This is a genomic window from Frigidibacter sp. MR17.24 (assembly GCF_037095655.1).
GTDB lineage: Bacteria > Pseudomonadota > Alphaproteobacteria > Rhodobacterales > Rhodobacteraceae > Frigidibacter.
This window is the reverse complement of sequence record NZ_JBAWKE010000003.1, coordinates 300,405-326,992: the sequence shown is the minus strand read 5'-3', so window position 1 is coordinate 326,992 and position 26,588 is coordinate 300,405. Positions and strand designations below refer to the sequence as shown.

The window sequence follows — 26,588 nt, the reverse complement described above, 5'->3', positions numbered from 1 at the left end:
TTATCAAATCCCGCCGCATCCGCCATCTTCACCGGGACACAGCATAGGAGCCTTCCATGACCACCCGCTTCACCTTCCCCGGCACCACGCTCAGCGTGAACCGCATGGGCTATGGCGCGATGCAGCTTGCCGGTCCGCATGTCTTCGGCCCGCCGCAGGACGAGGACGAGGCCCGCGCCGTGCTGCGCGAGGCGATCGCGCTGGGCATCGATCACATCGACACCAGTGATTTCTACGGCCCGTTCCACACCAACCGCCTCATCCGCGAGGCGCTGTTCCCCTATCCCGAGGCGCTGGTGCTGGTGACGAAGATCGGTGCCTGGCGCGACGACGGCGGGGCGTGGAACCTGCGCCGTGACGACGATTTCCTGCGCCGCTCGGTCGAGGACAACCTCGGGCGGCTCGGGCTGTCGCGGATCCCGGTCGTGAACCTGCGCATGGGCACGCCCGAGGACGACGTCGCGGCGCCGATGCGGATGATGCGCCGGATGCAGGACGAGGGGATCATCGGCCACATCGGCATCAGCACGGTCACCGGCGCGCAACTGGCCCGGGCGCGCGACATCGCCCCGATCGTCTGCGTGCAGAACCACTACAACCTCGTGCACCGGGTCGATGATGCGATGATCGATGCGCTGGCGGCCGACGGCATCGCCTACGTGCCCTATTTCCCGCTGGGTGGCTTCTCGCCGCTGCAGTCCGAGGGGCTCGCGGCCGTCGCGGCCGAGATGGGCGCGAGCGCGCAGCAGGTCGCGCTGGCATGGCTGCTCGCGCGCAGCCCGAACATTCTGGTGATCCCAGGCACCTCGCGCCGCGCGCACCTGCGCGAGAATGTGGCCGCGGCGGCGCTGCGGTTCACCGATGCGCAGAAGGCGCGGCTTGACGGGCTCGCCGCCGGCTGAAGCGGCCCCGGCCCTGCCGCCGCAGGTCCCGGCGGTCCCGCGGCGGGCAGTGGTGACCCGGGGCCGGGCCCCTGCGCCGCCCGTGCCGGAACGGCGCGGGCGGCAGGCCCGCCTCGGCCTCAGAAGCCGCGGGTGAGCGGGCGGCGGGCGTTGTCGACGATGTTGTGGATCATCGTCATGATCGCGATCTGCGTTGCCCCGGTGGTGCCGTCGACACCCTTGGCCTGGCGGGCGGTCAGCCCGTCGACCGCGCCCGCCCGGGCGCAGGCCGCCAGCATGTCGGCCTCGACCTCGAGGTCATGGAGCGCCTCGGGCCGGCCGGTGGCCAGCGCGAGCCCGCCCGCGATCGCGTAGCCCGCCCAGTTCGAGATCGCGGCGACAACCAGCACGTCGGCCGGCACCACCGTGCCCACGCCGCCACCGCAGCCGCAGCGGCAGGCGCGGCCATATTGCTGGATCTCGGCCACAGCCTCGGGGATGCGGCCGAAGCCGACCTCGTTGCCGCCGTCGCCGATGCCCAGCGTCGGGATCCCGGCCGCGACCGCCGCCGCGTGCAGGTGGTCGGCGCTGGCCATCACCGTGCGGTCGCGGCCCATGCCGGTGATCGTGTGGAACACGCCCCGGTCGTTCGGCGCGCCCTTCTCGACGAAGATCACCATCGACGGCGCGTGGCGCGCGATCAGGTCGCGCGCCTGCGCCGCCGTGTCCTCGGGGGCGAGCGCGAGCGCCTCGCAGAGCGCGGCCTGGGGCCGGGCGGCGAACAGCTCCTCGCTCAGGCACGACAGGCCCGCGGCCTCGGCCGAGGCGATGATCGGGCCAAGGTTGCGGTCCTCGGACAGGAACACGGGCTTGGCGCCCAGCCCGCGGTCAAGCGCGTGGCCGATGGCGACCGCGCCCAGCGGGCCGTCGGTCTCGCCCACGGGCAGGAAGGGCGGCGCGCCGGCGCCGGTCACGATCAGCACCCGGTCGCCGGGCTTGACGGCGGCGATGATCGCCTCGACGGCGAGGGTGGTCAGGGGCCGGCCCTGCTCGGCGCGGGCGGCGTCGTAGAGGCGATGGATGATGCCGCGCGGAACGCCCGAGGCATAGCGCATCTCAACGTTGATCAGGCGGTCCAGCGCTTCGCCGATGATGTCGTCCAAGGGTCGTCTCCGTATCTTCGTCTTCCGGGGGCCCGGCCCCTCGGGCCCGGCCGTCGTGTCGGGGCCCGCGCGGCGGCACCAGGGCACCGCCGCGCGGGTGGGAGGGCCTGCCGTCACGCCGGGAGGGGGGCGGAGGCGGGCCCCGGCGGCCCGGCCGGGGGAGAGGGTCCGGCCGGGCCACGTTCGAATGCCGGGGCGGGCGACCGGGCCGCGCGGCGGCGGCGCCGTCGCAGGTCCCGGTCGCGGGGCCCGGTCGCTGGGCCCGGTCGCAGGGCCCGCCGGCGCAGCAGGTGGCGCAGCCGGCGGCGGGGTGGCTCAGTTCGTGGCCTTCAGCCCGGTGATCGGGCCGACGATCGCGTCGAACTTCTCGGCGCAGTCGGCACCGCAGCGGCCGACCCAGGCGGGGATCACCACCGACGACAGCTTTTCCTTCAGCGCCGCGGTGTCCGCGTCCGAGGCGTTGGTGACGCTCATCGCCTGATCGCCGGTCACGACCTGGCCGATCTTGCAGTTGGCCGCGTCGCCGGTGTTGCAGGCGACGCCGTCCTGGGTGCCGGCGGCGGCCAGCGCCCATTCCTCGTCCGAGATCTTGGCATAGAGATCGCCCACGAAGTTCTGCACCGCCGGGTCGAGGCTGTCCCACCAGGCCTGGCTCACGTAGTAGCCGCCCGTGCCCCAGCTGACGGGGATGTTCAGCATCGATTCGGTGACCTCGTACCACTTGGCGGCATTGCCCGAGAGCGCGGCGGTGACGGCGCAGTCGGCGACGCCGGTTTCCAGCGCGCCGTAGACCTCGGGGAAGCCGATCGAGACGGTCTGGGCGCCGAAGCTTTGCACCAGGTCGTTCTGCGACGGGCCGAAGGTGCGCACCTTGCGGTCCTTCAGATCGGCGAGGCCCTTGATGTCGCCCTTGCAGAACATGACGTTGGCCGGGAAGGGATAGGTGCCGATGATGCGGATGCCGTATTTCGACAGCGCCTCGTTCGAGCTGTCGATCACCGCGTCGGTGACGGCCTTGGCGGTCTTGACGTCGGGCGAGAGGCCCGCGAGGTCCGCGATCTCGAGGAACGGCACCTGGCCCGACACCTGCGCGAGCGGCGCCGCGCCGACGTCGATCTGGCCCTGGCGGACCAGGTTCAGGATGTCGGCGGCCTGCACGCCGTACTCGGCCCAGGTCGAGGCCTCGATCTTCACCCGGTCGTTCGACCAGGCGGGGACCTGGGCGTAGTTCGGCTGTTCGACCTTGGTGTACTGGGTCAGCGTCGGCAGGGTCTGGGTCACGGTCTTGAGCGTGACCGCGTCGCCGGCCTCGGTCAGCGAGGGATCGGCGGCGAAGGCGGGCATCGCGCAGGCCAGCGCCAGCGCCGAGGCGGTGAGGAAGGTCTTCATGGTTCGTCTACCCTGTTGTTGTCGTTGGGATGGTCGCTCTCAGCCCTTGGGCATGAGGATCGGGTTGCGGTCGAAGCCGGTCAGCTGTTCGAAGCCGGTCTCGGTCACCAGGTACGTGTCCTCGATGGCGAAGCCGCCGTGGACGGGGTCGAGGAACAGCGTCTCGACGTTGATCATCATGTCCGCCTCCAGCACCGCCTCGCCCGTGCCGATCAGCGGCGGGTTCTCGTGGTGCTCGACGCCCAGCCCGTGGCCCACGTGTTCCATGCGGAAGGTGGGGATCCGGTCGCGGGCGGTGCGGATCGCGATGTCGTAAAGCTCGCGCACCGGGCGGCCGGCGCACAGCAGTTCGGCCGCCGCGCGCTGGCTGTCGAGACAGCCGCGATACAGGTTCTCCTGCGCGGGGGTCATCTGCTTCCACATCCGGGTCACGGCCGTGTCGGCGTGATAGCCCTTGTAGCGTGCACCAAGGTCGAAGCGGATCGCGTCGCCCGGGGCAAGGCGGCGCTCGCCGGGGATCGCGTGGCTGACCGCGCCGCCGGGGCCGAAGCCCAGCACGAAGTTCGCGATGTTCTCGCAGCCGCGCGACGAGACGCCGGTGGCGTAGATCCGGCCCATCTCGGCCTCGGTGATGCCGTCATGGGCGGCGGCGAACATGTCGCCCACCGCGGCCTCCATCGCGCCGGTGGCGATGCGGATGCGTGCGATCTCGTGCTCGGTCTTGACCATGCGGATGTCGCGGACCGACCGCTGGGCATCGACCAGCGTCAGCTCGGGGCGCAGGCCCACGATCACGTCGCGGATCCATTTCGGCAGATAGCGTTCCTCGACCCCCATGCGGCCGGTCTTCGGCAGCCAGCGGTCGAGCGCGACCTTCCACGACGGCAGCAGCCCCTCGTCGCGGTCGGTCGCGAACTCGGTGTAGCCGACCGACTCTGTCACCCAGCTGCGGACCCGGAAATCGTCGATGTCCCAGCTGGGCACGATCGCCTTCGTCGTCGCGCCGTCGACCAGCGCCAGAAACGGCCGGTCGAGGAACGAGAAGGTCGAGGGCGCGGTGAAGTCGGTGGCGTAAAGGAAGGTGCGCGGGTCCGACAGCAGGATCAGGTCGAGCCCGTCGCGCTCCATCACCCGCGTCGCGCGGTCGCGGTTGAAAAGCATCACGCCCCCCATGCCGCTTTGAGCACGCGCAGCGCGTTCAGCCCGCAGATCCCCTCGACCTCGGCCGCGGAGAAGCCCGCGGCTTCCAGCGCGGCCGGCAGGTTCGGCAGGTCGCGGTGATCGGCCAGACCCTCGGCATAGAGCGTCTCGAAGACATAGGGGCCGACCATCTCGGGGTACATCCGGCGGGTGCCGTTCTCCCACTTGATCTTGGAATGCGGGAAGTAGTCGGTGCCGATCGCCACGTGCTCGGGGCCCACCAGATCGGCCACGTAGCGGAAGTGCCTGAGCACGTCGTCGAGCGTGGGCCGCGCATCCGTGCCGCAGAAGGGCGAGTAGGGCGAGATGCCGATCACGCCGCCGGTCTTGGCGAAGGCCCTGATCTGCTCGTCGGTCAGGTTGCGGCCCGACGGCGTCACGGCCTTGGCGTTCGAATGGGTCGCCGCCACCGGCACCTCGGACATCTCCGCGATCTCGAGGCTGGTGCGCTCGCCCGCGTGGCTCACGTCGATCAGGATGTTGCAGCGGTTCAGCTCGCGCACCGCGCGCCGGCCCATCAGCGTCAGCCCGGTGTCGATCGGGTCGAGACAGCCCGCGCCGAACTGCGTGGCCTCGTTGTAGGTCAGCGCCGCGACCCGCAGGCCGAGCGTGGCGAGGATCTGGATGTAGGGAGTCTGGTCCTCGATGAAGTGCAGGCCCTGCACGCCCTGGATCACCCCGAGCCGGCCCGAGGCGCGCGCCTCGAGGATGTCGGCGGTGGTCTTGACGTGCAGCAGCCGGTGCGGCGCGTCGGCAAACAGGTTCTGGTAGTCGAAGAACTCGACCAGCACCGGTTTGATGTCGCGCGCATAAAGCGCCATCGTCAGGTTCACGGCCGACAGCCCGCCGTCGGTCAGCTTCTTGCCATAGGCCAGCGGATCGGTCGCGGGCGGGGTCAGCAGGCCCACCGCGCCGCCCAGCATGTCGATCATCAGCGGGGTGTTGGGAAGAGTGTCAGTCATCTCGTCAGGCTTTCGTCAGAGGAACATCAGCGCGAGGCCGGGGAAGAACAGCAGCAGCACGATCACCGCGAGGTAGGCCCCCACGAAGGGGATCACGCCCTGGAAGATGTCGGTGATCGGGCCGGACTTGCGCAGGCCCTGCAGCACGTACATCACCGTGCCGTCGGGCGGCGTGATCAGCGCGATCTCGACCAGCAGCGTCACCATGACGCCGAACCAGATCGGGTCGTAGCCCAGCTGGACCACCACCGGGAAGATCACCGGGATCGTGGTCACGACCATCGAGAAACCCTCCATGATCGTGCCCATCGCCAGGTAGACCAGCACGATCGCGGCCATGATCACCCAGCCCGGCACCGGCAGATCGGCGATCATGCCGGCGACGTTCTGCGGCACGCGCAGGCTGGTCAGCACGTAGTTCAGCACGAAGGCCCCGATCAGGATCAGCCCGACCATCGCGGTGTTGCGCGCGGCGGCCAGCGCGCTTTCGTTCAGGGCGCGCAGCGTCAGCTTGCCCTCGATCAGCGCGAAGAAGGCCGCGCCCGCGACGCCGAAGGCCGCGGCCTCGGTCGGCGTGGCAAGACCGCCGTAGATCGTGCCCAGCACCAGCGCGATCAGGATCAGCGTCGGCACGATGCCGACCGTGCCCTTCAGCTTGGCCGACAGCGGGACGCGGACACCGCTGTCGGGCAGCGGGTGGCGCAGGCCGTGCACGAAGATCACCCCGATGCAGAACAGCGTCACCAGCGCCGCCGGCACCAGCGCCGCGGCATAGAGCCCCCCGACCGATGTGTTGGTCAGAAGCGCGTAGATGATCAGGATCGTGCCCGGCGGGATCAGCGATCCCAGCGCCCCGCCCGCGGCCAGCGAGCCCAACACCACGCGCTTGTCATAGGCCGTGTCCTCGAACTGCGGCAGCGCGACCGAACCCATGGTCGCCGCGGTCGCGATCGACGAGCCCGACATGGCCGAGAACATGGCGCAGGAGGCGATGTTGGTGTGCAGGAGGCCGCCCGGCAGCCGGTTCAGCCAGAGGTTCAGCGCCTTGTAAAGCTTGGCCGAGACGCCCGAGCGCAACAACAGTTCCCCCATCAGCAGGAACAGCGGCAGCGCGATCAGCACGTAGTTCGACGAGGTCGTCCAGGCGACCGAGCCGATGAAGTTGTAGAACGGCCGGTCCGAGAAGACGAAGCCGGTGACGACGCCCAGCACGCCCAGGATCGCGGCGATGTAGACCCCGGCGGCGAAGCAGCCCGCGAACAGCAGCGACAGCCCGATGATCGGCCAGATCGCGATGTCGGGCGCGTGCCCGGTCAGCGAGGCCCAGACGAACAGCCCCAGGAACAGGACGAAGACGGCCAGGATGATCATGCGCGGGTCTCCTCTTCGGCCTCGTGCAGGGCGCGGATCGTCTCCTCGCTCTCGTCCTCGGCGGTGCGCGAGCGCATCAGGGTCTCGATCTCCAGCGGCCGGCCGGCGGCGAGAAGCAGCACCACCTCGAGCGTCAGGGCGAAGGCGAACAGCGCCAGCATGAACATGCCGAAGGCCCAGAGCCCCTGCGGCCAGATCATCGGGATGCGCAGCGCCGACAGGTCGCGGGCGTCGAACAGCAGCGTCTCTTCCAGCACGTTTGTCGCCGACCACACGAGGATCGCGATCAGCGCCAGCAGGGCCAGCAGCGCCACCAGATGCGCCCAGACCCGCGCCGCAAGCGGCAGCTTCTCGACCAGCAGGTCGATGCGGATATGGGCACGCTCGGCCAGCCCGTGGGCCAGGCTCCAGCTGATCCCGAAGGCGAGCAGGTAGCCCGAGATCTCGGTCGTGGCGCCCGAGCTCACGCCCAGGAACTTGCGGGCGAGCACGTCGCCGGTGATGAAGAGCGCGGTCGCGAGATAGGCCCAGCCCGCCGCGAGCGCCATGACCTTCGCCACCGCCTCGATGGCGCGGCGCAGGCCGGTTCCGACTGTCAGCACGGTGTCCATCAGCGGGCCTTTCGTTCGGTCGCGGGGCCCCAGCCGCCGCCGCCGGGGGTCTCGATCACCAGCACCGAGGCGGGGGTGATCTCGATGCGCGAGGCTTTTTCGGACAGCGCCTCGGGCGCGTCCTGCCCGTCATGGGTCAGGTAGAAGCGCCCCGGCCGGCCCGGCTCGCCGCCCTCGAGCGGCCAGGGGGCGATGCGGAAGCGCTCGCCCGAGCCCGAGAAGACGGTGGTGTGCCCAAGCGGCCGGATCGCGCGGGCGATGCCGCGGCCGCCGCGGGTGCGGCCCGCGCCGCCCGACCCCTCGATCAGGTTGTAGCCTTCGACGAGCAGCGGGTATTCGGCCTCGATCGCCTCGACCGGCAGGTTCGAGGTGTTGGTCAGGCCGGCCTGCACGCCATCCTTGCCGTCGCGGGTCAGCCGCGCGCCCGAGCCGCCGCCGAGCGTTTCGAAATAGACGTATTCCCGGCCGCTGCGCGGATCGACGCCGTAGAACATGGCCGAGGTGTTCGACCCGTTCGAAGCGGCGGTGACCGCCTGCGGCAGCACCTCGGCGAAGGCGCCGAAGATCGCGTCGACGACGCGCATGCCGGTCTGCACCCGGTGGGCGACGGCGGCGGGGGCGACGGCGTTGACGATCGAGCCGCGCGGCGCGGTGATCCGTACCGGGCGCAGCAGCCCCGAGTTGTTGGGCGCATGCGGGTCGAGCAGGACCTTCAGCGCGAAGCTGACCGTCGATTGCAGGCCATTGAACACGAGGTTGATGTTGCCGGGGACCTGCCTGCCGGTGCCGGCGAAATCCATCGCGATCTCATCGCCCTTGACAGTGATCTTCACCCGGATCGGGATGTCCGTCACCTCCAGCCCGTCGCCGTCCATCAGGTCGCGGAACGTGTAGCTGCCATCGGGGATCTGCGCGATCGCGGCGCGCATCCGCCGCTCGGTCCCGTCGAGGATGCCGGCGAAGGCCGCGCGCAGCGTCGCGGCGTCGGTGGTCCGCGCCAGTTCCGCCATCCGCCGCAGCCCGAGACGCGAGGCCGCGAACTGCGCGTTGAAATCGCCAAGGCGCTCTTCGCGCATGCGCATGTTCAGAAGGATCAGCCGCCAGATGTCGTCGATCCGCCGGCCTTCGCTGTAAAGCTTGACCAGCGGGATGCGGATGCCCTCCTGCCAGATCTCGGTCAGGCCCGAGGCCATCGAACCCGCGCGCGCGCCGCCGATGTCGGAATGGTGCGCGATGGTGCACACGAAGCAGGTCAGTTCGCCGTCGATGAACACCGGCTCGGCGGTGTTGATGTCGGGCAGGTGCGAGCCGCCGCCCTCGTGCGGGTCGTTGGCGATGAACATGTCGCCGGGGCGGATCGTGTCCAGCGGATGCTCGGCCCGGATCGCGGCGACAAGGCCGATCAGGCCCGACAGGTGGATCGGCAGCGACTGCTGCGCCTGGGCCACCAGGTTGCCGTCGGTGTCGATGATCGCCGTCGAATGGTCGCGGCGTTCCTTGATGTTGCCGGAGAAGGCGGTGCGCGTCAGCGCCGCGAACATCTCGTCGGTGACCGAGGCCAGCGCGTTTTGCAGCAGTTGCAGGCGGATTGGGGACAGGGTGAGGGTCATTGGAAGGCGACCTCGATGATCAGGTTGCCGCGGGCGTCGGCGGTGGCGCGGTCGCCGGGGCCGATGACGACGGTGCTGTCGGTCTGCTCGACGATGGCGGGGCCGGTCACCGACTGGCCCGGACCGATCGCCTCGCGGCGGTAGACGCGCGCCCCGACCGGGCCCGCGGCGTCGTGGATGACGGGGCGGGTGCCGGTCGGGACGGGTTCCGCGCCGGGGAGAGACGGCGCGGGGTCGGGGGCGCGGGGCAGCGCGATCAGGGCCTCGGCGCGCAGCGCGACGATCTCGATCGGGGCGGCCTCGTCGGCGTGGCCGTACATCTCGCGGTGCGCGGCGACGAAGGCCGCGCGCAGCACGGGCTCATCGACGCGCTCGCCCAGCGGCACGCGCAGCTCGTAGTTCTGGCCGACATAGCGCAGGTCGACCGACAGGCCGATCTCGCCGGGGGAGGCCTGCGTGGCGAACCAGTCGGCCGCCCGGGCGCAGAGCGCGCCCGCGGCCTCGTCCAGCGCGACAAGCCCCTTGTCGTCGAGCCGCAGCCCCAGCGCCTGCACGTAATCCTCGCGCAGCGGCGCGTTCAGCAGGCCCTCGGCGCACAGAAGCCCGGGGCGGGCCGGGATGATGACGCGCGCGATGCCAAGCGCGCGCGCGACGTCGGCCCCGTGCAGCGGACCCGCGCCGCCGAAGGCCACGAGGTCGAAGCCCGCCGGGTCCAGGCCACGCTCGACCGAGATCTGGCGGATCGCGCGGACCATGGTCGCGTTGACGATCTCGATGATCCCCAGCGCGGTTTCCTGCGGCGACAGGCCCAGCGGTTCGGCGATCTCGGCCACGACGCGGGCCGCGGCCTCGGCGTCGAGTTCCATCGCGCCGTCGAGCAGCTTCGGCGACAGCCGGCCCAGGTACAGGTTCGCGTCCGAGACCGTGGCGACGGTGCCGCCCTTGGAATAGCAGGCGGGGCCGGGAACGGCGCCCGCGGATTGCGGCCCGACCTTCATCAGCCCGTCGGTGTCGATCCAGGCGATCGAGCCGCCGCCGGCCCCGACCGCGTTGATGTCGACCGACGACAGCTTCACCGGCCGCCCCTCGATCTCGCGTTCCGAGGTGAAGGTGGGGGCGAAGCCGCGCACGAGGCTGACATCGGCCGAGGTGCCGCCCATGTCCAGCGTGATGAAATCGCCCTGCGAGCTGTCGCCCAGCGTCTCGAGCACGCCGACGATGCCGGCGGCGGGGCCCGACAGCGCCGTGCGCACCGGCAGTTGCGCCGCGCGCCCGATCGGCATCAGCCCGCCCGAGGACTGGTTGATGCCGATCTTCGCGGCCGATCCCAGCGCGGCGAGGCCCGCCTCGAGCCGGGCGAGGTACTGCGCCATCTCGGGCTGGACGAAGCCGTTGACCGCGGTGGTCGAGAAGCGCTCGAACTCGCGGAACTCGGGGTGCACCTCGTGGGACAGCGACAGGAAGATGCCGGGCAGGCGGGCCTTCAGCGCCGCCCCGATGCGCGCCTCGTGGTCGGGGTTGCGATAGGCGTGGATCAGGCAGACGGCGCAGGCCTCGGCCCCCGAGGCCGCGACCTGTTCGACCACGCGGGCGATTTCCGCGTCCGTCAGCGCGACATGGACCGCGCCGTCGGACAGCAGCCGCTCGGTGATCTCGAAGCGGCGGTCCTCGGGGACCAGCGGGCGGGGGATGTCGGTGTGGAAGTCGAACATGTGCGGCCGGATCTGGCGGCCGATCTCCAGCACGTCGCGAAAGCCGCGGGTGGTGATCAGCGCCAGCTTCGCGCCGCGGTCCTGGATCAGCGCATTGGTGGCGACGGTGGTGCCATGGGCGACGCGGGCGAAGTCGGCGGGGTCGATGCCGATGCGCGCCGCGAGGCGCGCGACGCCTTCAAGCATGGCGGCATCGGGGGCCTTGGGGGTCGAGGGCAGTTTCAGCACTTCCATGCGCCCGTCGCCCAGGTGAACGGCGGCGATGTCGGTGAAGGTGCCACCCACGTCGATGCCGATGTTCCAGCCGGTTGCGGTCATGAGGGGTCGTCCTTTCAGCGCAGGTAGTCGGCGAAGCGCACCAGCCGGTCGCAGGCATCGGCGAGGTTGGCGCGCTTGATCCGTTCGGCCGCCTCGCCGTCGCGGGCGATCAGGGCCTCGATGAGGTCGCGGTGCATCCGCAGGCCGACATCCGTCCGGCCCGGCAGCAGGATCGAGCGGCGGGCGAGCACCGCGGCCCGATCGCCCAGAAGGCCCATCGTCTCGACCAGCACCGGGTTGCGGGCATGGTCGACAAGCCCCTGCTGCGCGGCGTTCACCAGCCGGCCATAGCCGTCCAGATCGGCCGCGGCGATCAGCGCGTCGGCCTCGGCGCCGAAGCGCCGGGCCAGTTCGTCCCAGGCGCCGCTCGGGGCGCGGTCGGCGGCGAGACGGGCGGCAAGGCCCTCGACCGCGCCGCGCACCTCGTAAAGCTCGACGATCTCGGTCGGGCCAAGCCGGGTGACGGTGACGCCGACATTGGCCTGCCGGGTGAGAAGCCGGCGCTCGGTCAGCACGGCGAAGGCCTCGCGCACCTGGGCGCGCGAGGTGCCGAATTCCTCGGAGATCTGGCGTTCGCGCAGCCGCTGCCCGGCGCCGTAGACCTCGCGCACGATGCGCTGGCGCAGCTCGGCGATCAGGTCCTCGGTGTCGAAGCGGTCCTCGGTCTCGAGCTGGTCGGTCATGTCGGTCTCCCCCGGTGTCGGCTTATTGTGTGCAAAGTGGTTGACCGGATTGTCAACCAAATGTTCTGGTCAATCCCGAGGGTCCTGTTCCCTGCCTGCCCGGTAGGCATGAATGGCGCGAAATTGGGCGATGTGCGAACGTGTTTTTGCCCGTCTGCGCGAAAGGGACCATTTCGGGGGGCGGCTGCGCCGGGTCGGGGGGCGTGCGGGGTTGACCGGCGGGGACGGTTGAGTCGAAGCTGGCACGCAAGACATCTGACGATCGGCATCCGAGCCTCGCACCCTGCGGCCCCTTTCCTGGCGCCGTGACGGGACGCGGGGCTTTTCGCGTTTGGGAAGGCTGCAATGAAACGGGACATCCGCATCGGGCTGCTGCTGTCGCAGTCGGGACCCTACCGGCTGATGTCGCACGCGGTTCGGGCCGGGGCCGTCGCGGCGGTCGAGGCGGTGAACCGCGATCCCGCCAGCCCGGTGCGGCTGGAGCTGGTCGAACGCGATCCGCGCGGCGACATCGACCGCTATGCGCCGCTGTGCGAGGAGATCATCGCCGCGGGCGCGCGCCACGTCGTCGGCTGCGTCACCTCGTGGAGCCGCAAGGAAGTGATCCCGGTGCTGGAGCGGATGGGCGGCAGCCTGTGGTATCCGCTGCCCTACGAGGGGTTCGAGACCTCGGACCACGTGGTCTACCTGCATGCCTGCCCGAACCAGCACCTGCTGCCGCTGCTCGACTGGTGCTTCGCGCGCCATGGCCGGCGCGGCTACCTGACCGGGTCGAACTACATCTGGGGCTGGGAGATGAACCGCATCGCCCGCGAGCGCATCACCGAGGCCGGCGGCGCCGTGCTGGGCGAGCGCTACCTGCCGATCGGCGCGACCGAGGTCGCGCGGATGATCGAGGAGATCCGGGTGACCCGGCCGGACTTCGTGCTCAACAACCTGATCGGCACCTCGGAATACGCGTTCCTCGCCGCGTTGCGCGCGCTGGGCGAGGCCGATCCCGCCTTCCGCCCCGACCGCTGCCCGGTGCTGTCTTGCAACCTCACGGAATGCGAGCTGCCCGAGATCGCGCCCGCGGCGACCGAGGGGCTGATCTCGGCCGGGCCCTATTTCGCCCCGGGCGAGGGCGGATTCGGCTCGTCGCCCGAGGCGGCGGCCCATGCGGCGGTGCGGCTGCTGGCGGCCCTGCTGGCCGAGCCGGGGGGCGAGGCGCGCGATCTTGCCGCGCTGATGCGCCGCCCGGCGGCGGCGGCGGCGGGGCTCGACCCCGAGACCCACCACCGCAGCCTGCCGGCGCTGATCGCGCGCGCCCGTGCCGGCCGGTTCGAGGTGATGGAGGACCGCGGCACCCTGCGCGCCGATCCCTACCTGTCGCGGCCCGTCGCGCCGGTCGCGCCGCGGCTGAGGCTGGTGCCATGAGGCGGCGGGTCCGGATCGGCAACCTCGGCGGGGCGCGGGCGGTGATCCTGCACCGGCCCCACGCCACGGTGCAGGCGCTGGAGCGCCAGCTGGGCGCGATCGGCCTGCTGGTCGAGGCGCACTGGCCCGAGCTTCCGGCGGCGGCGCTGGCGGCCGACTTCATCTTCTTCGACGCCGATCTGGGCCATGACGGCCAGTTTCCCTGGGCGCCGGGCGCCGCGCCGATGCCGATGATCGCGCTGATCGGCTCCGAGGCGCCGGGGCGGATCGAATGGTCGCTCGACATCGGCGCCGATGCCCATGTGCTCAAGCCCGTGGGCGGGGCGGGGGTCTATTCGGCGCTGCTGATCTCGCGCTCGGCCTTCGAGGCGCGCCAGCAGCTGGCGGCCGAGGTCGCGGCCCTGCGCGACCGGCTGGAAAAGCGCCAGACCGTGGTGCGCGCGGTCGCGATGCTGATGGGGCTCGGCAAGTCCGAGGACGAGGCCTATGCCCAGCTGCGCCGCATGGCGATGGCCTGGCGGGTGAGCTTCGAGGAGGCGGCCGAGCGGCTGGCCGAGGCCCCGCGCGGGCCCGATGCGGGGGCGCGCCACGATGGCTGACACCACGCTTGCCGATCGTCCGGTCCCGGCCGGCATCTGGCGCCGGCTGGCGCGGCGCCCCCTGGCCCTGCTGGGTCTGGCCACGATCCTGGTCGTCGTGCTCGGCGCGGCCTTCGCGCCGCTGATCGCGCCCTATGGCCCCGACGAGCAGCTGTTCGAGGGGCTGACGCTGCAGGGCGCGCCGCTGGCGCCGAACGGCCAGTTCGTCTTCGGCACCGACCTTCTGGGGCGCGACCTCTTCTCGCGCATCCTCTACGGCGCGCGCACCTCGCTGGTGATCGGGGTGGTGGCCAATGGCGTCGCGCTGGCGATCGGCACCGTCGTCGGCGTGGTCGCGGGGTTCTTCCGCGGCTGGATCGGGGCGGTGCTGATGCGCTTCACCGACCTGATGATGGCCTTCCCGGCGCTGCTTCTGGCGATCTGCCTGGCGGCGATCTTCACGCCCTCGCTGTGGATCGTGGCGATGGTGATCGCGCTGGTGAACTGGGTGCAGACCGCCCGCGTCGTCTATACCGAGACCACGACCCTGTCCGAGCGCGAGTTCATCGCCGCCGAGCGGACACTGGGCGCGGGCAGCGCCCGGATCCTGCTGCGCCACATCCTGCCGCACCTGGTGCCGATGATCATCGTCTGGGGCACGCTCGGGATCTCGACCACGGTGCTGCTGGAAGCGACGCTGAGCTATCTTGGCGTGGGGGTGCAGCCGCCGACGCCCAGCTGGGGCAACATCATCTTCGAGAACCAGACCTATTTCCAGGCCGCGCCCTGGCTGGTGTTCATCCCCGGCGCCTTCATCCTGGCGCTGGCGCTGGCCTTCAACCTGGTGGGGGACGCGCTGCGCGACGTGCTCGACCCGACGCAGCGGGGGCGCGACTGATGGCGGCCTATCTCGCACGGCGGCTGGTGCAGGCCGCGCTGATCCTGCTGGGGGTCAGCTTCATCACCTTCCTGCTGCTCTATGTCCTGCCCGCCGACCCGGTGCGCCAGATCGCCGGACGGTCGGCCACCGCGCAGACGGTCGAGAACATCCGCCGCCAGCTCGGCCTCGATCAGCCGTTCCTGGTGCAGTACGGGCGCTACCTTGCCGGGCTGGTGCAGGGCGACATGGGGCGCAGCTACCTGCAGCGCACCGAGGTCGCGACGCTGATCTGGGCGCGGCTGCCCGCATCGCTTCTGCTGATGGCGGGCGGCATCCTGTGCGAGCTGGCGATCGGGCTGACGCTCGGGATCGTCGCGGCGCTGTGGCGGGGCCGCGCGCTCGACCAGTCGCTGATGGTGGGCAGCTTCGTCGCGGTCTCGGCGCCGCAGTTCGTGGTCGGGCTCTTGCTGCTTTACGTCTTCGCGGTGCGGCTGGGCTGGTTCCCGATCGGCGGCTACGGCACCTTCGCGCATCTGGTGCTGCCGGCCCTGACGCTCGGGATCCTCGGATCGGGCTGGTACAGCCGGATGATGCGATCGTCGATGGTCGAGGTGCTGCGCGCCGACTTCATCCGCACCGCCCGCGCCAAGGGGCTGGGCCGCGCCCGGGTGGTCCTGCGCCATGCCCTGCCCAACGCGATCCTGCCCGTGATCGCCATGATCGGCATCGACATCGGCATCTTCATGGGCGGCATCGTGGTGGTGGAAAGCGTCTACGGCTGGCCCGGCATCGGCCAGCTGGCCTGGCAGGCGATCCAGCGCGTCGACATCCCGATCATCATGGGCGTCACCCTGGTCTCGGCCACCGCGATCGTGCTCGGCAACCTGCTCGCCGACCTGATCGCGCCGATGATCGACCCCCGCATCCGCCTGAAATGACCCCGAAACGAGGCCGAAGCGGCCCGCATCCGACAACAGGAGAGACGATGAAGCACTGGCTGACCAGCACCGCGATCACCCTTGCCCTGGCGCTTCCCGCCGCGGCGCAGGACTATACCCCCGACCCGGCCGCGACGCCCGGCGGCAACATGGTCGTCACCTACAAGGACGATGTCGCCACGCTCGACCCGGCCATCGGCTACGACTGGCAGAACTGGTCGATGATCAAGTCGATCTTCGACGGGCTGATGGACTATGTCCCCGGCACGACCGAACTGCGCCCGGGCCTTGCCGAAAGCTACGACCTGTCCGGGGACGGGCTGGTCTTCACCTTCCACCTGCGCAAGGGCGTGACCTTCCACAACGGTCGCGAGATGACCGCGGACGACGTGAAATACTCGCTCGACCGGGTCACGAACCCCGAGACCCAGTCGCCGGGCGCGGGCTTCTTCGCCTCGATCGCCGGCTATGATGCCGTGGCCTCGGGCGAGGCGACCGGGCTGTCGGGCGTGAAGGTCGTCGATCCCGCGACGGTCGAGATCACGCTGTCGCGCCAGGACGCCACCTTCCTGCACGTGATGGCGCTGAACTTCGCCTCGGTCGTGCCCAAGGAGGCGGTCGAGGAATTCGGCGCCGATTTCGGCAAGCACCCGGTCGGCACCGGCGCCTTCAGCCTCGCGAGCTGGACCATCGGCCAGAGCCTCGTGCTGGAGAAGAACCCCGGCTACTGGCGCGACGGCGTCCCCTACCTGGACCAGATCACCTTCGAGGTCGGCCAGGAACCGGTCGTGGCGCTGCTGCGGCTGCAGAACGGCGAGGTCGACGTGCCCGGCGACGGCATCCCGCCGGCGAAGTTCCAGGAGGTGATGGCCGATCCCGACCAGAAGGCCCGCGTGGTCGAGGGCGGGCAGCTGCACACCGGCTACATCACCCTCAACGTCACCCAGCCGCCCTTCGACAAGCCCGAGGTGCGCAAGGCGGTGAACATGGCGATCAACAAGGATCGCATCACCCAGATCATCAACGGCCGCGCCGTGCCCGCGACCCAGCCGCTGCCGCCCTCGATGCCCGGCTATACCGAGGGGTACGCGGGCTATGCCTACGACCCGGCCAAGGCCAAGGAGATGCTGGCCGGGGCCGGCTTCGCCGACGGGTTCGACACCGAGCTGTTCGTGATGAACACCGACCCGAACCCGCGCATCGCCCAGGCGATCCAGGCGGACCTGAAGGCGGTGGGGATCACCGCCTCGATCCAGGCGCTGGCGCAGGCCAACGTGATCGAGGCCGGCGGCGCCGGCACCGCGCCGATGATCTGGTCGGGCGGCATGGCCTGGATCGCCGACTTCCCCGATCCCTCGAACTTCTACGGCCCGATCCTGGGCTGCGCCGGCGCGGTCGAGGGCGGCTGGAACTGGTCGAAATACTGCAACGAGACGATCGACGCCGAGGCGACCAAGGCCGACAGCTTCGCCGACCCGGCCGATCCGGCGCGGCTCGAGATGTGGTCGGACGTCTACCAGAAGGTGATGGAGGACGCGCCCTGGGTCCCGGTCTTCAACGAGAACCGCTTCACCATGAAGTCGCCGCGGATGGGCGGGGCCGATGACCTCTATGTCGATCCGGTCTCGATCCCGGTGAACTACGACTACGTCTTCATCAAGGAGTGACGCCGATGTGCCGGGCCTGCAACTACACGATCCACGCGGCGCAGCACCATTTCGGCTGGGACAATTCCATCGCCCCGGTCCAGCGGGTGAGCCCCGGCGAGAGCGTGCTCTATCACTGTCATGACAGCTCTGCGGGCCAGCTTGGCCCGCAGTCGACCGTCGCCGATGTCGCGGCGCTCGACTTCGGCCGGATCAACCCGGTCTCGGGCCCGGTCTGGATCGAGGGGGCCGAGCCGGGCGACGCGCTGAAGATCACGCTCGACAGCTTCGCGCCGCAGCCGGCCGCCTCGGGGCGCGGCTGGGGCTGGACGGCGAACATCCCGGGCTTCGGGCTGCTGGCCGACCAGTTCACCGAGGCCGCGCTGATCAGCTGGGATTTCGACCCGGCGACGATGGCGCCGGCGATGTGGTCGAAGGAGGGCCGCGTGCCGCTCAAGCCCTTCACCGGCACGATCGGCAACGCGCTGGCCGAGCCGGGGCTGCACTCGGTGGTGCCGCCGCGCCGGGTCGGCGGCAATCTCGACATCCGCGACCTGTCGGCGGGGACCGAGCTTTGGCTGCCGGTCGAGGTCGCGGGCGCGCTGTTCTCGGTCGGCGACACCCATGCCGCGCAGGGCGACGGCGAGGTCTGCGGCACCGCGATCGAAAGCCCGATGGACGTGGTGCTGACCTTCGACCTGGTGAAGGACGCGCGGCTGAAGATGCCGCGGTTCCGCACGCCCGGACCGGTCACGCGCCATCTCGACGCCAAGGGCTACGAGGTGACGACCGGGGTCGGGCCCGACCTGATGGCTGGGGCGCGCGACGCGGTCGCGGGCATGGTGGACCTGCTGTGCGCCACCCGCGGGATGCCGGCGGTCGAGGCCTACATGCTGGCCTCGACCTGCGGCGACCTGCGCATCTCCGAGATCGTGGACATGCCGAACTGGGTGGTCAGCTTCTACTTCCCCCGCGCCGTCTTCGAGTGAGCGCGATGGAGCCTGCGGTCCTGTCGGTCGAGGGGCTGACCGTCTCGGTGCGCGCGCAGGGCCGCGACCGGGCGCTGGTGCGCGACCTGTCCTTCACGCTGGCGCGCGGCGAGACGCTGGCCATCGCCGGCGAAAGCGGGTCGGGCAAGTCGCTGACCTCGCTCGCGGTGATGGGGCTGCTGCCGCCGCCGGCGGTGCGGGCCAGCGCGGGGCGGGTGATGCTGGGCGGGCAGGACCTGCTGGCGCTGCCCGAGGCCGAGATGCGCCGGGTGCGCGGCGCCCGGATCGCGATGATCTTCCAGGAGCCGATGACCTCGCTGAACCCGGTGATGACGATCGGGGCCCAGCTGGTCGAGGCGGTGCGCGCGCATGATCCGGTGGCCCCGCGCGTCGCGCGCGGCCGGGCGCTTGCCGCGCTGGCGGCGGTGCGGATCTCGCAGCCCGAGCGGCGCATGGGGCAGTATCCGCACGAGCTGTCGGGGGGCATGCGCCAGCGGGTCATGATCGCGATGGCGCTGGCGCTGAAACCCGACGTGCTGATCGCCGACGAGCCGACGACGGCGCTTGACGTGACGGTCCAGCGCGAGGTGCTGGACCTGCTGCGCGACCTGCAGCGCGAGACCGGCACCGCGATCGTGCTGATCACCCATGACATGGGTGTGGTGGCCGAGATGGCGGACCGGGTGATCATCCTGCGCGATGGCGCGCTGGTCGAGGAGGGGCCGGTGGGCGCGATCTTCGCGCAGCCGCGGGCCGATTACACCCGCGAGTTGCTGGCCGCGGTGCCGCGGATGGGGCGGCGGCCGGGGGGCCGTCTGCCCCCCGGACCCCCCGAGGATATTTCCGCCAATGCGGAAGCCCCGGTCGCGCGGCTGCACGACGCCTCGGTCGGGTTCGAGATCCGCGGCGGGCTTTGGGGCCGGGTGACGCACCGGGTGCATGCGGTCGAGCGTGTCAGCCTCGAGATCCGGCCGGGCGAGACCTTCGCGCTGGTGGGCGAATCCGGCTGCGGCAAGTCGACGATCGCGAAGGCGCTGGCGGGGCTCGTGCCGCATGCGGGTCATGTCGAGGTGGCGGGTCAGGCGCTGGCGGGGCTGACCGCGGCGGGGCGCCGGACGCTGACGCGCGACGTGCAGATGGTGTTTCAGGACCCGATGGCGGCGCTCGATCCGCGGATGCGGGTCGGCGATGCCGTGGCCGAGCCGCTGGCGATCCACGGCATCGGCTCGCCCGCCGAGCGGCGGGCGCGGGCGGCGGAGCTGTTCGCGCGCGTCGGGTTGGCGGCCGATCAGCTGGACCGCTATCCGCACGAATTCTCGGGCGGGCAGCGCCAGCGGATCTGCATCGCCCGCGCGCTGGCGCTGAACCCGCGGCTGATCATCTGCGACGAGAGCGTGTCGGCGCTGGATGTCTCGGTGCAGGCGCGGGTGCTGGCGCTGCTTGGGGAGCTGAAGCGCGATCTGGGGTTGAGCTACCTGTTCATCTCGCACGACATGGCGGTGGTCGAGATGATCGCCGACCGCGTCGCGGTGATGTACCTTGGCCAGATCGTCGAGATGGGGACGCGGGACCAGGTGTTCGGCGATCCGCGCCATCCCTATACCCGGCGGCTGATCGCGGCGGTTCCGGTGCCCGACCCCGCGGCGCGCCGCCCGCCGGCGGACCGGCTGTCGGGCGAGGTGCCAAGCCCGATCCACCCGGTCGGCTCGGCTCCGGCGCGGCTGCGGCTGGTCGATGCGGGCGGGGGGCATCTCGTCGCGTCGTGACGCCCCCGTGACGCCCCCAAGGCAGCGGCTGCGGGCGGGGGCGAAAACGGTGCCGCATTCTGACCCCTCGGCACGGTCGGCAGTTGCCGGGGCGCCGCAGATCTGTAGGTTTGTGGAAACGGGCAGTGATCGCCGCCGCGCCGTTTGCCCGGCCCCGCCCAAAGGACACCGCATGAAGCCCGCAGCCCGCCGAACCCTGATCCTGGAACTTATCGCGGAGACGGGAGAGGTGCATGTCGACGCGCTCGCCACGCGGTTCGACACCTCGCGCGAGACGATCCGCCGGGACCTTGCCGAGCTGGATGCGCTTGGACAGGCACGCAAGTTTCACGGTGGCGCCCGCGCCGCCGGCAGCGGCGCGGAGCCGCAGGCGACCGAGGGGCCCTTTGACAAGCGGCTGGGGGAGATGGCGGCCGAAAAGGATGCGATCGGGCGGACGGCCGCCGCCCTGTTCCCCGAGGGCTCGGTGCTGTTCGTCGACACCGGCTCGACCACGATCGCCTTCGCCCGCGCGCTGGCCGAGCGCAGCGGGCTGACCGTGATCACAAATTCGCCCGAAATCTCCTTCATCCTTGCCCGCTCCCACGGTCATCACGCGATCTACCTGCTGGGCGGCGAGATCGCGGCCGAGGGGCGCGAGACGCTGGGGATGCTGGCGATCGACCAGCTGTCGCGCTTCACCGCCGAACATGCCGTGCTGACCATCGGCGCCATGACCCGGACCGGAATCATGGATTACGACCTGCGCGAATGCGAGATGGCCCGGGCGATGGTGGCGCGGGCGTCGCGGGTTACCGTGTTGGCGGACCACGAGAAACTTGACCGTGCGGCAGTGTTCGAGGTTGCGTCGCTCTCGGCCGTGCACAGGCTGGTGACCGACCGCGAGCCGCCCGAGGCGCTGCGCCGCGCCCTCGACGCGGCGGGGGTCGAGGTGGTCGTCGCGAATTTCGCGTGATCAGCGCCGAAAAACCAAGCATCGGCACCGGGATCAGACATATCGGACGTCGGTTTCATGTTTTTAATTGTGGATTCGGTCAAAAATATGCACGGTCGCACAAAGTAGCCGTCGCCTGCCCGGGACGGCCCTGACCACGGAGACGACCCTTGGCCGCAAGCCCGACCGTTCCAGACATCGCGATCATCGGCGCCGGCGTCGTCGGCTGCGCGATGGCGCGGAAGTTCGCGATGGAGGGGGCGAGCGTCGTCGTCCTCGAGGCCGGCGCCGACATCCTGTCGGGCGCCTCGAAGGCCAACAGTGCCATCCTGCACACCGGCTTCGACGCGCCGCCGGGCTCGCTCGAGCTGTCGTGCATGCAGGCGGCCTATGACGAATACCTGCGGATCCGGACCGATCTGAACCTGCCGGTGCTGGAGACCGGCGCGATGGTCGCCGCCTGGACCGCCGAGGAAGAGGCCCGCCTGCCGGACCTGCTGGCGCAGGCGCAGGGCAACGGCGTCACCGACACGCGCCTTCTGTCGCGCGACGAGACGCTCGCGCGCGAGCCGAAGCTGGCGGCGCATGTCCGGGGCGCGCTGCTGGTCCCGGGCGAGGTGCTGATCGACCCGTGGTCCGCGCCGCTGGCCTATGCAACGCAGGCGCAGGCGCTGGGGGCGCGGTTCCACTTCCTGGCCCCCGTCACCGCCGCGCATGACGAGGGCACGCACTGGTCGCTCGAGACGCCGGCGGGCCGGATCGCGGCCCGGTCGGTCGTGAACTGTGCCGGGCTGCAGGGCGACCGGATCGAGGCGATGCTGCTTGGCGCCGCGCGGTTCGAGGTGCGGCCGCGCAAGGGCCAGTTCGTGGTCTATGACAAGGCGGCGGCCGCGCTTTTGCGCACGATCCTGCTGCCGGTGCCGAACGACCGCACCAAGGGCGTGGTGCTGACGCGCACGATCTTCGGCAACCTGCTGGTCGGACCCACCGCCGAGGAACAGCAGGACCGCGACCGTCCCGACGTCACCGAACCGGAGCTGGAAGGCCTCATCGCCAAGGCCGAGGAGCTGGTGCCGGGCCTGCGCGGGATGCCGGTGACGGCGGTCTATGCCGGCCTGCGACCGGCGACCGAGCGCAAGGAATACCGCGTCCATGCCGAGCCGGCGCGCCGCTACTACTGCGCCGGCGGCATCCGGTCGACCGGTCTCACCGGGGCGCTCGGCATCGCGGGCCATGTCTTCGCCCTGTGGCTGGGGGCAGAGCCGCGCGACCTTGTCGCGCCCGGCGTCGTGCCGCAGCCGCGGATGCCGAACCTGGCCGAACACCTGCCGCGCGACTGGCAGGCGCCCGGCCACGACGGCATCGTGTGCCACTGCGAGATGGTCACCCGGCGCGAGATCGAGGCGGCGCTCGACAGCCCGCTGCCGCCCGGAGACTACGGCGGGCTGCGCCGGCGCACCCGGTGCGCGATGGGCCGCTGCCAGGGCTTCAACTGCCTCGCCCGCCTCGCGACCCTGAGCGAGGGACGCCTGCGCGCGCCGATCCTGCCGGAGGATGCCCGATGACCGAGACCTGCGATGTCGCCGTGATCGGCGCCGGCCCCGCGGGCCTTGCCGCCGCGACCGAGCTGAAGCGCCTAGGAATCGGCCGGGTCGTGGTCTTCGAACGCTTCGGCGTCGCGGGCGGCATCCCCCGCCACTGCGGACACCCACCGTTCGGGATGCGCGAATTCGCCCGTGTCCTGACCGGGCCGGCCTATGCCCGCCGCCTGGTGCGCCGGGCCGAGCGCGCGGGGGTCGAGATCCGGCTCAATCACACCGTGACCGCGATCGGGGCCGGCGGGCGCCTGACCGTGGCCAGCCTCGACGGCGCCGGCGAGATCGCCGCCGGGCGGGTGCTGCTGGCCACCGGCAACCGCGAGCGCACGCGGGCGCAGCGCCTTGTGCCGGGCCTGCGCCCGGTCGGGGTGATGAACACCGCCGCGCTGCAGTCCTTCCTGTACGAAGAGGACCGGGTGCCGTTCCGCCGGCCGGTCATCTTCGGGTCCGAGCTGGTGTCGCTGTCGGCGGTGCTCAGCTGCCGGCGCCACGGCATCCGCCCGGTGGCGCTGGTCGAGACCGGCGGGCAGGTGAAGGTGCCGCGCCCGTTCCTGCTGATGTGCCGCGCACTGGGCGTCCCGGTGATCGAGGGCGCGCAGCTCGTGTCGATCGAGGGGCAGGGCCGCGTCTCGGGCGTCCGGCTGCGCGATGCCGCGGGCCGGGATCTGCAGCTTGCGGCCGACGGGGTGATCTTCTCGGGCCAGTTCACGCCCGAGGCGACGCTGGCGCGGGCAAGCGGGCTGGCGCTCGATCCCGGCACGCTGGGGCCGTCGATCGACCCGGTCGGCCGGTCTTCGGATCCGCACGTGTTCGTGGCGGGCAACGTGCTGCACCCGGTCGAGACCGCGGGCTTCTGCTGGGCCGAGGGGCGCCGCGTCGCGCGCATCATCGCAGCCGACCTGCGCGGCCCCGGCGCGGCGGCACCGGCACGGCAGTCGATCCGCGCCGGGGCCGGCATCCGCTACGTCGTGCCGCAGACCGTGACCGCGGCGGGGCCGGTGCGGCTGAACATCCGGGCCGAGGGCGCGGCGAAGGGCCATCTCTACCTGCGCGACGCCGCGGGACGCACCATCGCCTGCCGCCGGGTGCACGGCCATCCCGAAAAGCCGCTGCGCCTCGACGTGCCGGCGCTGGACGGCGACGCGCTTGCCGGGGCCCTCAGCCTGACGCTCGAGCGGGAGACCTGACCATGCGCATCCTCGCCCTCGACCAGGGAACCACCTCGACGCGCGCGCTTGTCGCGGGGCCGGAGGGGCAGGCCGAGGTCGTCCATGCCTGCCGCCACGACCAGCATTTCCCCGCCGCGGACCGGGTCGAGCATGATCCGCGCGAGCTGCTGGCCAACCTGCGCCAGTGCCTTGATCGGGCCGGACCGGTCGATGCGATCGCGCTGTCGAACCAGGGCGAAAGCTGCCTTGCCTGGGATGCGGTGACCGGCGCGCCGCTCAGCCCGGTGATCGTCTGGCAGGATCGCCGGACCTCGGCCGACCTCGCGCGGCTCGCGCCGCACGAGGATCTCGTGCGCCATCGCGCTGGCCTTCCGCTCGATCCCTATTTCTCGGCCTCGAAGCTCGCGTGGCTGCTGCGCAGCCTTCCCCAGGTGCAGGCCGCCCGTGCCGCGGGCCGGCTGCGGCTGGGCACCACCGACGCGTTCTTCCTGCAAAACCTCACCGGTGTCTGCGCGACCGATGTGACCACCGCCTCGCGCACCTCGCTGATGAACCTCGCGACCGGGGCCTGGGACCCGGAGCTTTGCGCGCTTTTCGGCGTGCCGATCGACTGCCTGCCCGAGATCCGCAGCAGCGTCGACGATTTCGGCCGGATCGGCGGGGTGCCGGTCACGGCCGCCATCGTCGACCAGCAGGCGGCGCTGCACGGCCACGGCTGCCAGGCGGCGGGGTCGGCCAAGGTCACCTTCGGCACCGGCGCCTTCGCGCTGGCCCTGGCGGGGGACCGCCCGCCCGAAGTGCCCGCGGGGCTGTTCCCGACCGTCGCCTGGCGCGTCGGCGGGCAGACCACCTATGCGACCGAGGGCGGTGTCCATGCCGCGGGCGCCGCGGTCGAATGGGCCTGCCGGATCGGCCTTGTCGACAGCTCCGAGGCGCTTCGGCAGTTCGACGCGCCCCCCGCGATCGACCGCGGGCTGGTCTTCGTGCCGGCGCTGGCCGGGCTTGCCGCGCCCTACTGGGACGGCTCGGCGGCCGGGATGTTCCTGGGCATGACCGGGGCCACGACGCGGGCCGACATGGCGCAGGCGCTGGTCGAGGGGATCGTGCTGCGGGCGGTACAGGTGCTTGACCTCATGGGGCCGCTCACGGCGGTCTCGGTCGATGGCGGGCTGACGCGCTCGGGCTATCTGTGCCAGTTCCTGGCCGACATGATCGGCGCGCAGGTCACGCTTCCCGGCACGGACGAGCTGACGGGCTTCGGCGCGGCGCAGCTGGCCGCGCGCGGGCTCGGGCAGACGTTGGCCGCGCCGGGCCTGCGGGGCGCCTGCCCCCCGCGCGCCTGCGACCGCGCCGGCCGCAAGGCGCGCTTTGCCGACGCGGTCGACCGGGCGCGCGGCTGGCGCTGAGCGCGCGACCACAGCATTGCAAAAGACCAAGGGCCGCTTCCGGGGAAGCGGCCCTTGATCGTTTCGGGGACGGTTGCGGAAAGCCTGCGCTAGCGCAGCAGGCTCAGGGGAACGGTGACGATCTGCGGGAAGATCACCAGCAGCGCCAGCACCGCGATCTCGGCGATCAGGAAGGGCATCACGCCGACGATGATCCGGTCCAGCCGAACCTTGCCGACACCGGAGACCACGTTCAGCACGTTGCCGACCGGCGGCGTCAGCATGCCCAGCGCGCCGGCGATGGTGAAGACGACGCCGAAATAGATCAGGTCGATCCCCGCGGCCTTGCCCAGCGGGATCACGATCGGCATCAGGATCAGCGAGAGCGGGGTGAAATCCAGCACCATCCCCAGCAGCAGCGTCAGCACCACGATCATCCCCACCAGCAGCCGCGGCTCGTCCATGAACGGCTGCAGGAAGGCGATGACCTGCGCGGGCAGGTTGGCGATGGTGATCAGCCAGGCCGAGACCATCGAGGTGCCCACGAGGAACATCACCACCGCCGCGGTCTTGCCCGCCTCGACCAGCCCCTCGTAGAACGAGGCCAGCGTCAGCTCGCGGTAGACGAAGGCGCCGACCAGCGCGGCATAGACCACCGCGATCACCGCCGCCTCGGTCGGGGTGAAGACGCCGACGCGCAGCCCGCCGATGACCACGACCGGCAGCACCAGCGCGGGCAGGGCGCGCCACACCGCGCGCAGCACCGCGGCCCGGTCCTGCCGCTCGAGCGTGACGAAGTCGCCGCCGCGCGAGACGAAGCGCCAGGCCACGATCAGCGACAGCGCCATCAGCACGCCGGGCACGATCGCGGCCATGAACAGGCCCGAGATCGAGACGTTGGCGACGGCGCCGAAGACCACCAGCGCGATCGAGGGCGGGATCACCGGGGCGATGACGCCCCCCGCGGCCAGCAGGCCCCCCGACGGCCCCTCGGGATAGCCGGCAAGGCGCATCATCGGGATCAGGATCGCGGCCAGCGCGGCGCTGTCGGCGATGGCCGAGCCCGAGAGCGAGGCCATGATCAGCGAGGCGATGATCGCGACATAGCCCAGCCCGCCCGAGACGTGGCCGAAGCCGGCCATCGCGGCCTCGATGATGCGCCGCGACAGACCGCCGCGGTTCATCAGCTCGCCCGCGAGGATGAAGAACGGGATCGCGAGCAGGATGAAGTTGTCGGTGCCCAGGATCATGTTCTGGGCGATGATCTGGGCGTTGAAATAGTCCAGGTGCAGCATCAGCGCGATGCCGCAGGCGATGAGCGCCCAGGCGATGGGCAGGCCGAGCACGATCCCGAGGATCAGCACGCCAAGGAAGATCACGAAGGTCATG

Annotated in this window: 22 protein-coding genes; 12 read left to right on the top strand and 10 right to left on the bottom strand. The window is 71.2% G+C overall.

Annotated features, from left to right (window positions below):
* The first annotated feature begins 56 nt into the window (after nt 1-56).
* Nucleotides 57-902, top strand: coding sequence for an oxidoreductase (locus tag V8J39_RS13745; RefSeq protein WP_336461493.1), 846 nt, complete (start codon nt 57-59; stop codon nt 900-902).
* Between the two features lie 119 nt (nt 903-1,021).
* Here the strand turns inward: V8J39_RS13745 and V8J39_RS13740 are convergent, their stop codons facing one another.
* The 9 genes from V8J39_RS13740 to V8J39_RS13700 form a co-directional block, all read right to left on the bottom strand.
* Nucleotides 1,022-2,044 (bottom strand): glutamate cyclase domain-containing protein, encoded by a 1,023-nt coding sequence (locus tag V8J39_RS13740; RefSeq protein WP_336461492.1) that lies wholly within the window; start codon nt 2,042-2,044, stop codon nt 1,022-1,024.
* Nucleotides 2,045-2,359: 315 nt separating this feature from the next.
* Nucleotides 2,360-3,433 (bottom strand): TRAP transporter substrate-binding protein, encoded by a 1,074-nt coding sequence (locus V8J39_RS13735; RefSeq protein ID WP_336461491.1) that lies wholly within the window; start codon nt 3,431-3,433, stop codon nt 2,360-2,362.
* A gap of 39 nt (nt 3,434-3,472) precedes the next feature.
* Complete coding sequence (locus V8J39_RS13730) at nt 3,473-4,594, bottom strand: Xaa-Pro peptidase family protein (protein ID WP_336461490.1); 1,122 nt, start codon at nt 4,592-4,594, stop codon at nt 3,473-3,475.
* On the bottom strand, nt 4,594-5,595 hold the full coding sequence (locus V8J39_RS13725) for a dipeptidase (RefSeq protein WP_336461489.1): 1,002 nt from the start codon (nt 5,593-5,595) through the stop codon (nt 4,594-4,596). The genes V8J39_RS13730 and V8J39_RS13725 overlap by 1 nt, the downstream gene beginning before the upstream one ends.
* A 15-nt stretch (nt 5,596-5,610) precedes the next feature.
* On the bottom strand, nt 5,611-6,966 hold the full coding sequence (locus tag V8J39_RS13720) for a TRAP transporter large permease (protein ID WP_336461488.1): 1,356 nt from the start codon (nt 6,964-6,966) through the stop codon (nt 5,611-5,613).
* Entirely contained in the window at nt 6,963-7,577 is a 615-nt protein-coding gene (locus V8J39_RS13715) for a TRAP transporter small permease subunit (protein WP_336461487.1), read from the bottom strand. Before V8J39_RS13715 ends, V8J39_RS13720 begins: the two co-directional genes overlap by 4 nt.
* Nucleotides 7,577-9,187: a hydantoinase B/oxoprolinase family protein gene (locus V8J39_RS13710; RefSeq protein WP_336461486.1), complete on the bottom strand. Its 1,611-nt coding sequence runs from the start codon at nt 9,185-9,187 to the stop codon at nt 7,577-7,579. Before V8J39_RS13710 ends, V8J39_RS13715 begins: the two co-directional genes overlap by 1 nt.
* The gene (locus V8J39_RS13705; protein ID WP_336461485.1) at nt 9,184-11,217 is read right to left on the bottom strand and encodes a hydantoinase/oxoprolinase family protein; all 2,034 of its coding nucleotides are present in this window, start codon (nt 11,215-11,217) and stop codon (nt 9,184-9,186) included. The genes V8J39_RS13710 and V8J39_RS13705 overlap by 4 nt, the downstream gene beginning before the upstream one ends.
* A gap of 14 nt (nt 11,218-11,231) precedes the next feature.
* Nucleotides 11,232-11,900 carry a GntR family transcriptional regulator gene (locus tag V8J39_RS13700; protein ID WP_336461484.1) on the bottom strand — a complete coding sequence of 223 codons (669 nt, stop codon included), beginning with the start codon at nt 11,898-11,900 and terminating at the stop codon, nt 11,232-11,234.
* A 345-nt stretch (nt 11,901-12,245) separates the two neighbouring features.
* On the opposite strand from V8J39_RS13700, the gene V8J39_RS13695 reads away from it, so the two are divergent.
* The 11 genes from V8J39_RS13695 to V8J39_RS13645 all read left to right on the top strand — a co-directional run bounded on the left by V8J39_RS13695 (nt 12,246) and on the right by V8J39_RS13645 (nt 25,220).
* Nucleotides 12,246-13,316, top strand: coding sequence for a transporter substrate-binding protein (locus V8J39_RS13695; RefSeq protein ID WP_336461483.1), 1,071 nt, complete (start codon nt 12,246-12,248; stop codon nt 13,314-13,316).
* Nucleotides 13,313-13,915: an ANTAR domain-containing response regulator gene (locus V8J39_RS13690; RefSeq protein WP_336461482.1), complete on the top strand. Its 603-nt coding sequence runs from the start codon at nt 13,313-13,315 to the stop codon at nt 13,913-13,915. Before V8J39_RS13695 ends, V8J39_RS13690 begins: the two co-directional genes overlap by 4 nt.
* Complete coding sequence (locus V8J39_RS13685) at nt 13,908-14,792, top strand: ABC transporter permease (RefSeq protein ID WP_336461481.1); 885 nt, start codon at nt 13,908-13,910, stop codon at nt 14,790-14,792. Before V8J39_RS13690 ends, V8J39_RS13685 begins: the two co-directional genes overlap by 8 nt.
* On the top strand, nt 14,792-15,712 hold the full coding sequence (locus V8J39_RS13680) for an ABC transporter permease (protein WP_336461480.1): 921 nt from the start codon (nt 14,792-14,794) through the stop codon (nt 15,710-15,712). The genes V8J39_RS13685 and V8J39_RS13680 overlap by 1 nt, the downstream gene beginning before the upstream one ends.
* Nucleotides 15,713-15,759: 47 nt before the next feature.
* Nucleotides 15,760-17,379: an ABC transporter substrate-binding protein gene (locus tag V8J39_RS13675; RefSeq protein WP_336461479.1), complete on the top strand. Its 1,620-nt coding sequence runs from the start codon at nt 15,760-15,762 to the stop codon at nt 17,377-17,379.
* A 5-nt stretch (nt 17,380-17,384) separates the two neighbouring features.
* On the top strand, nt 17,385-18,347 hold the full coding sequence (locus V8J39_RS13670) for an acetamidase/formamidase family protein (protein ID WP_336461478.1): 963 nt from the start codon (nt 17,385-17,387) through the stop codon (nt 18,345-18,347).
* 5 nt (nt 18,348-18,352) lie between these two features.
* Complete coding sequence (locus tag V8J39_RS13665; protein WP_336461477.1) at nt 18,353-20,113, top strand: ABC transporter ATP-binding protein; 1,761 nt, start codon at nt 18,353-18,355, stop codon at nt 20,111-20,113.
* Nucleotides 20,114-20,285: 172 nt separating this feature from the next.
* A complete protein-coding gene (locus V8J39_RS13660) occupies nt 20,286-21,068 on the top strand; it encodes a DeoR/GlpR family DNA-binding transcription regulator (RefSeq protein ID WP_336461476.1) in 783 nt (260 codons plus the stop codon).
* 149 nt (nt 21,069-21,217) lie between these two features.
* Nucleotides 21,218-22,612 (top strand): NAD(P)/FAD-dependent oxidoreductase, encoded by a 1,395-nt coding sequence (locus V8J39_RS13655; protein WP_336461475.1) that lies wholly within the window; start codon nt 21,218-21,220, stop codon nt 22,610-22,612.
* Nucleotides 22,609-23,832, top strand: a complete 1,224-nt coding sequence (locus V8J39_RS13650; RefSeq protein ID WP_336461474.1) for an NAD(P)/FAD-dependent oxidoreductase — start codon at nt 22,609-22,611, stop codon at nt 23,830-23,832. The genes V8J39_RS13655 and V8J39_RS13650 overlap by 4 nt, the downstream gene beginning before the upstream one ends.
* A 2-nt stretch (nt 23,833-23,834) precedes the next feature.
* Entirely contained in the window at nt 23,835-25,220 is a 1,386-nt protein-coding gene (locus V8J39_RS13645; RefSeq protein ID WP_336461473.1) for an FGGY family carbohydrate kinase, read from the top strand.
* An 89-nt stretch (nt 25,221-25,309) separates the two neighbouring features.
* On the opposite strand, the gene V8J39_RS13640 is transcribed toward V8J39_RS13645, so the two are convergent.
* A complete protein-coding gene (locus V8J39_RS13640) occupies nt 25,310-26,587 on the bottom strand; it encodes a TRAP transporter large permease (RefSeq protein ID WP_336461472.1) in 1,278 nt (425 codons plus the stop codon).
* Nucleotide 26,588: the final 1 nt, after the last annotated feature.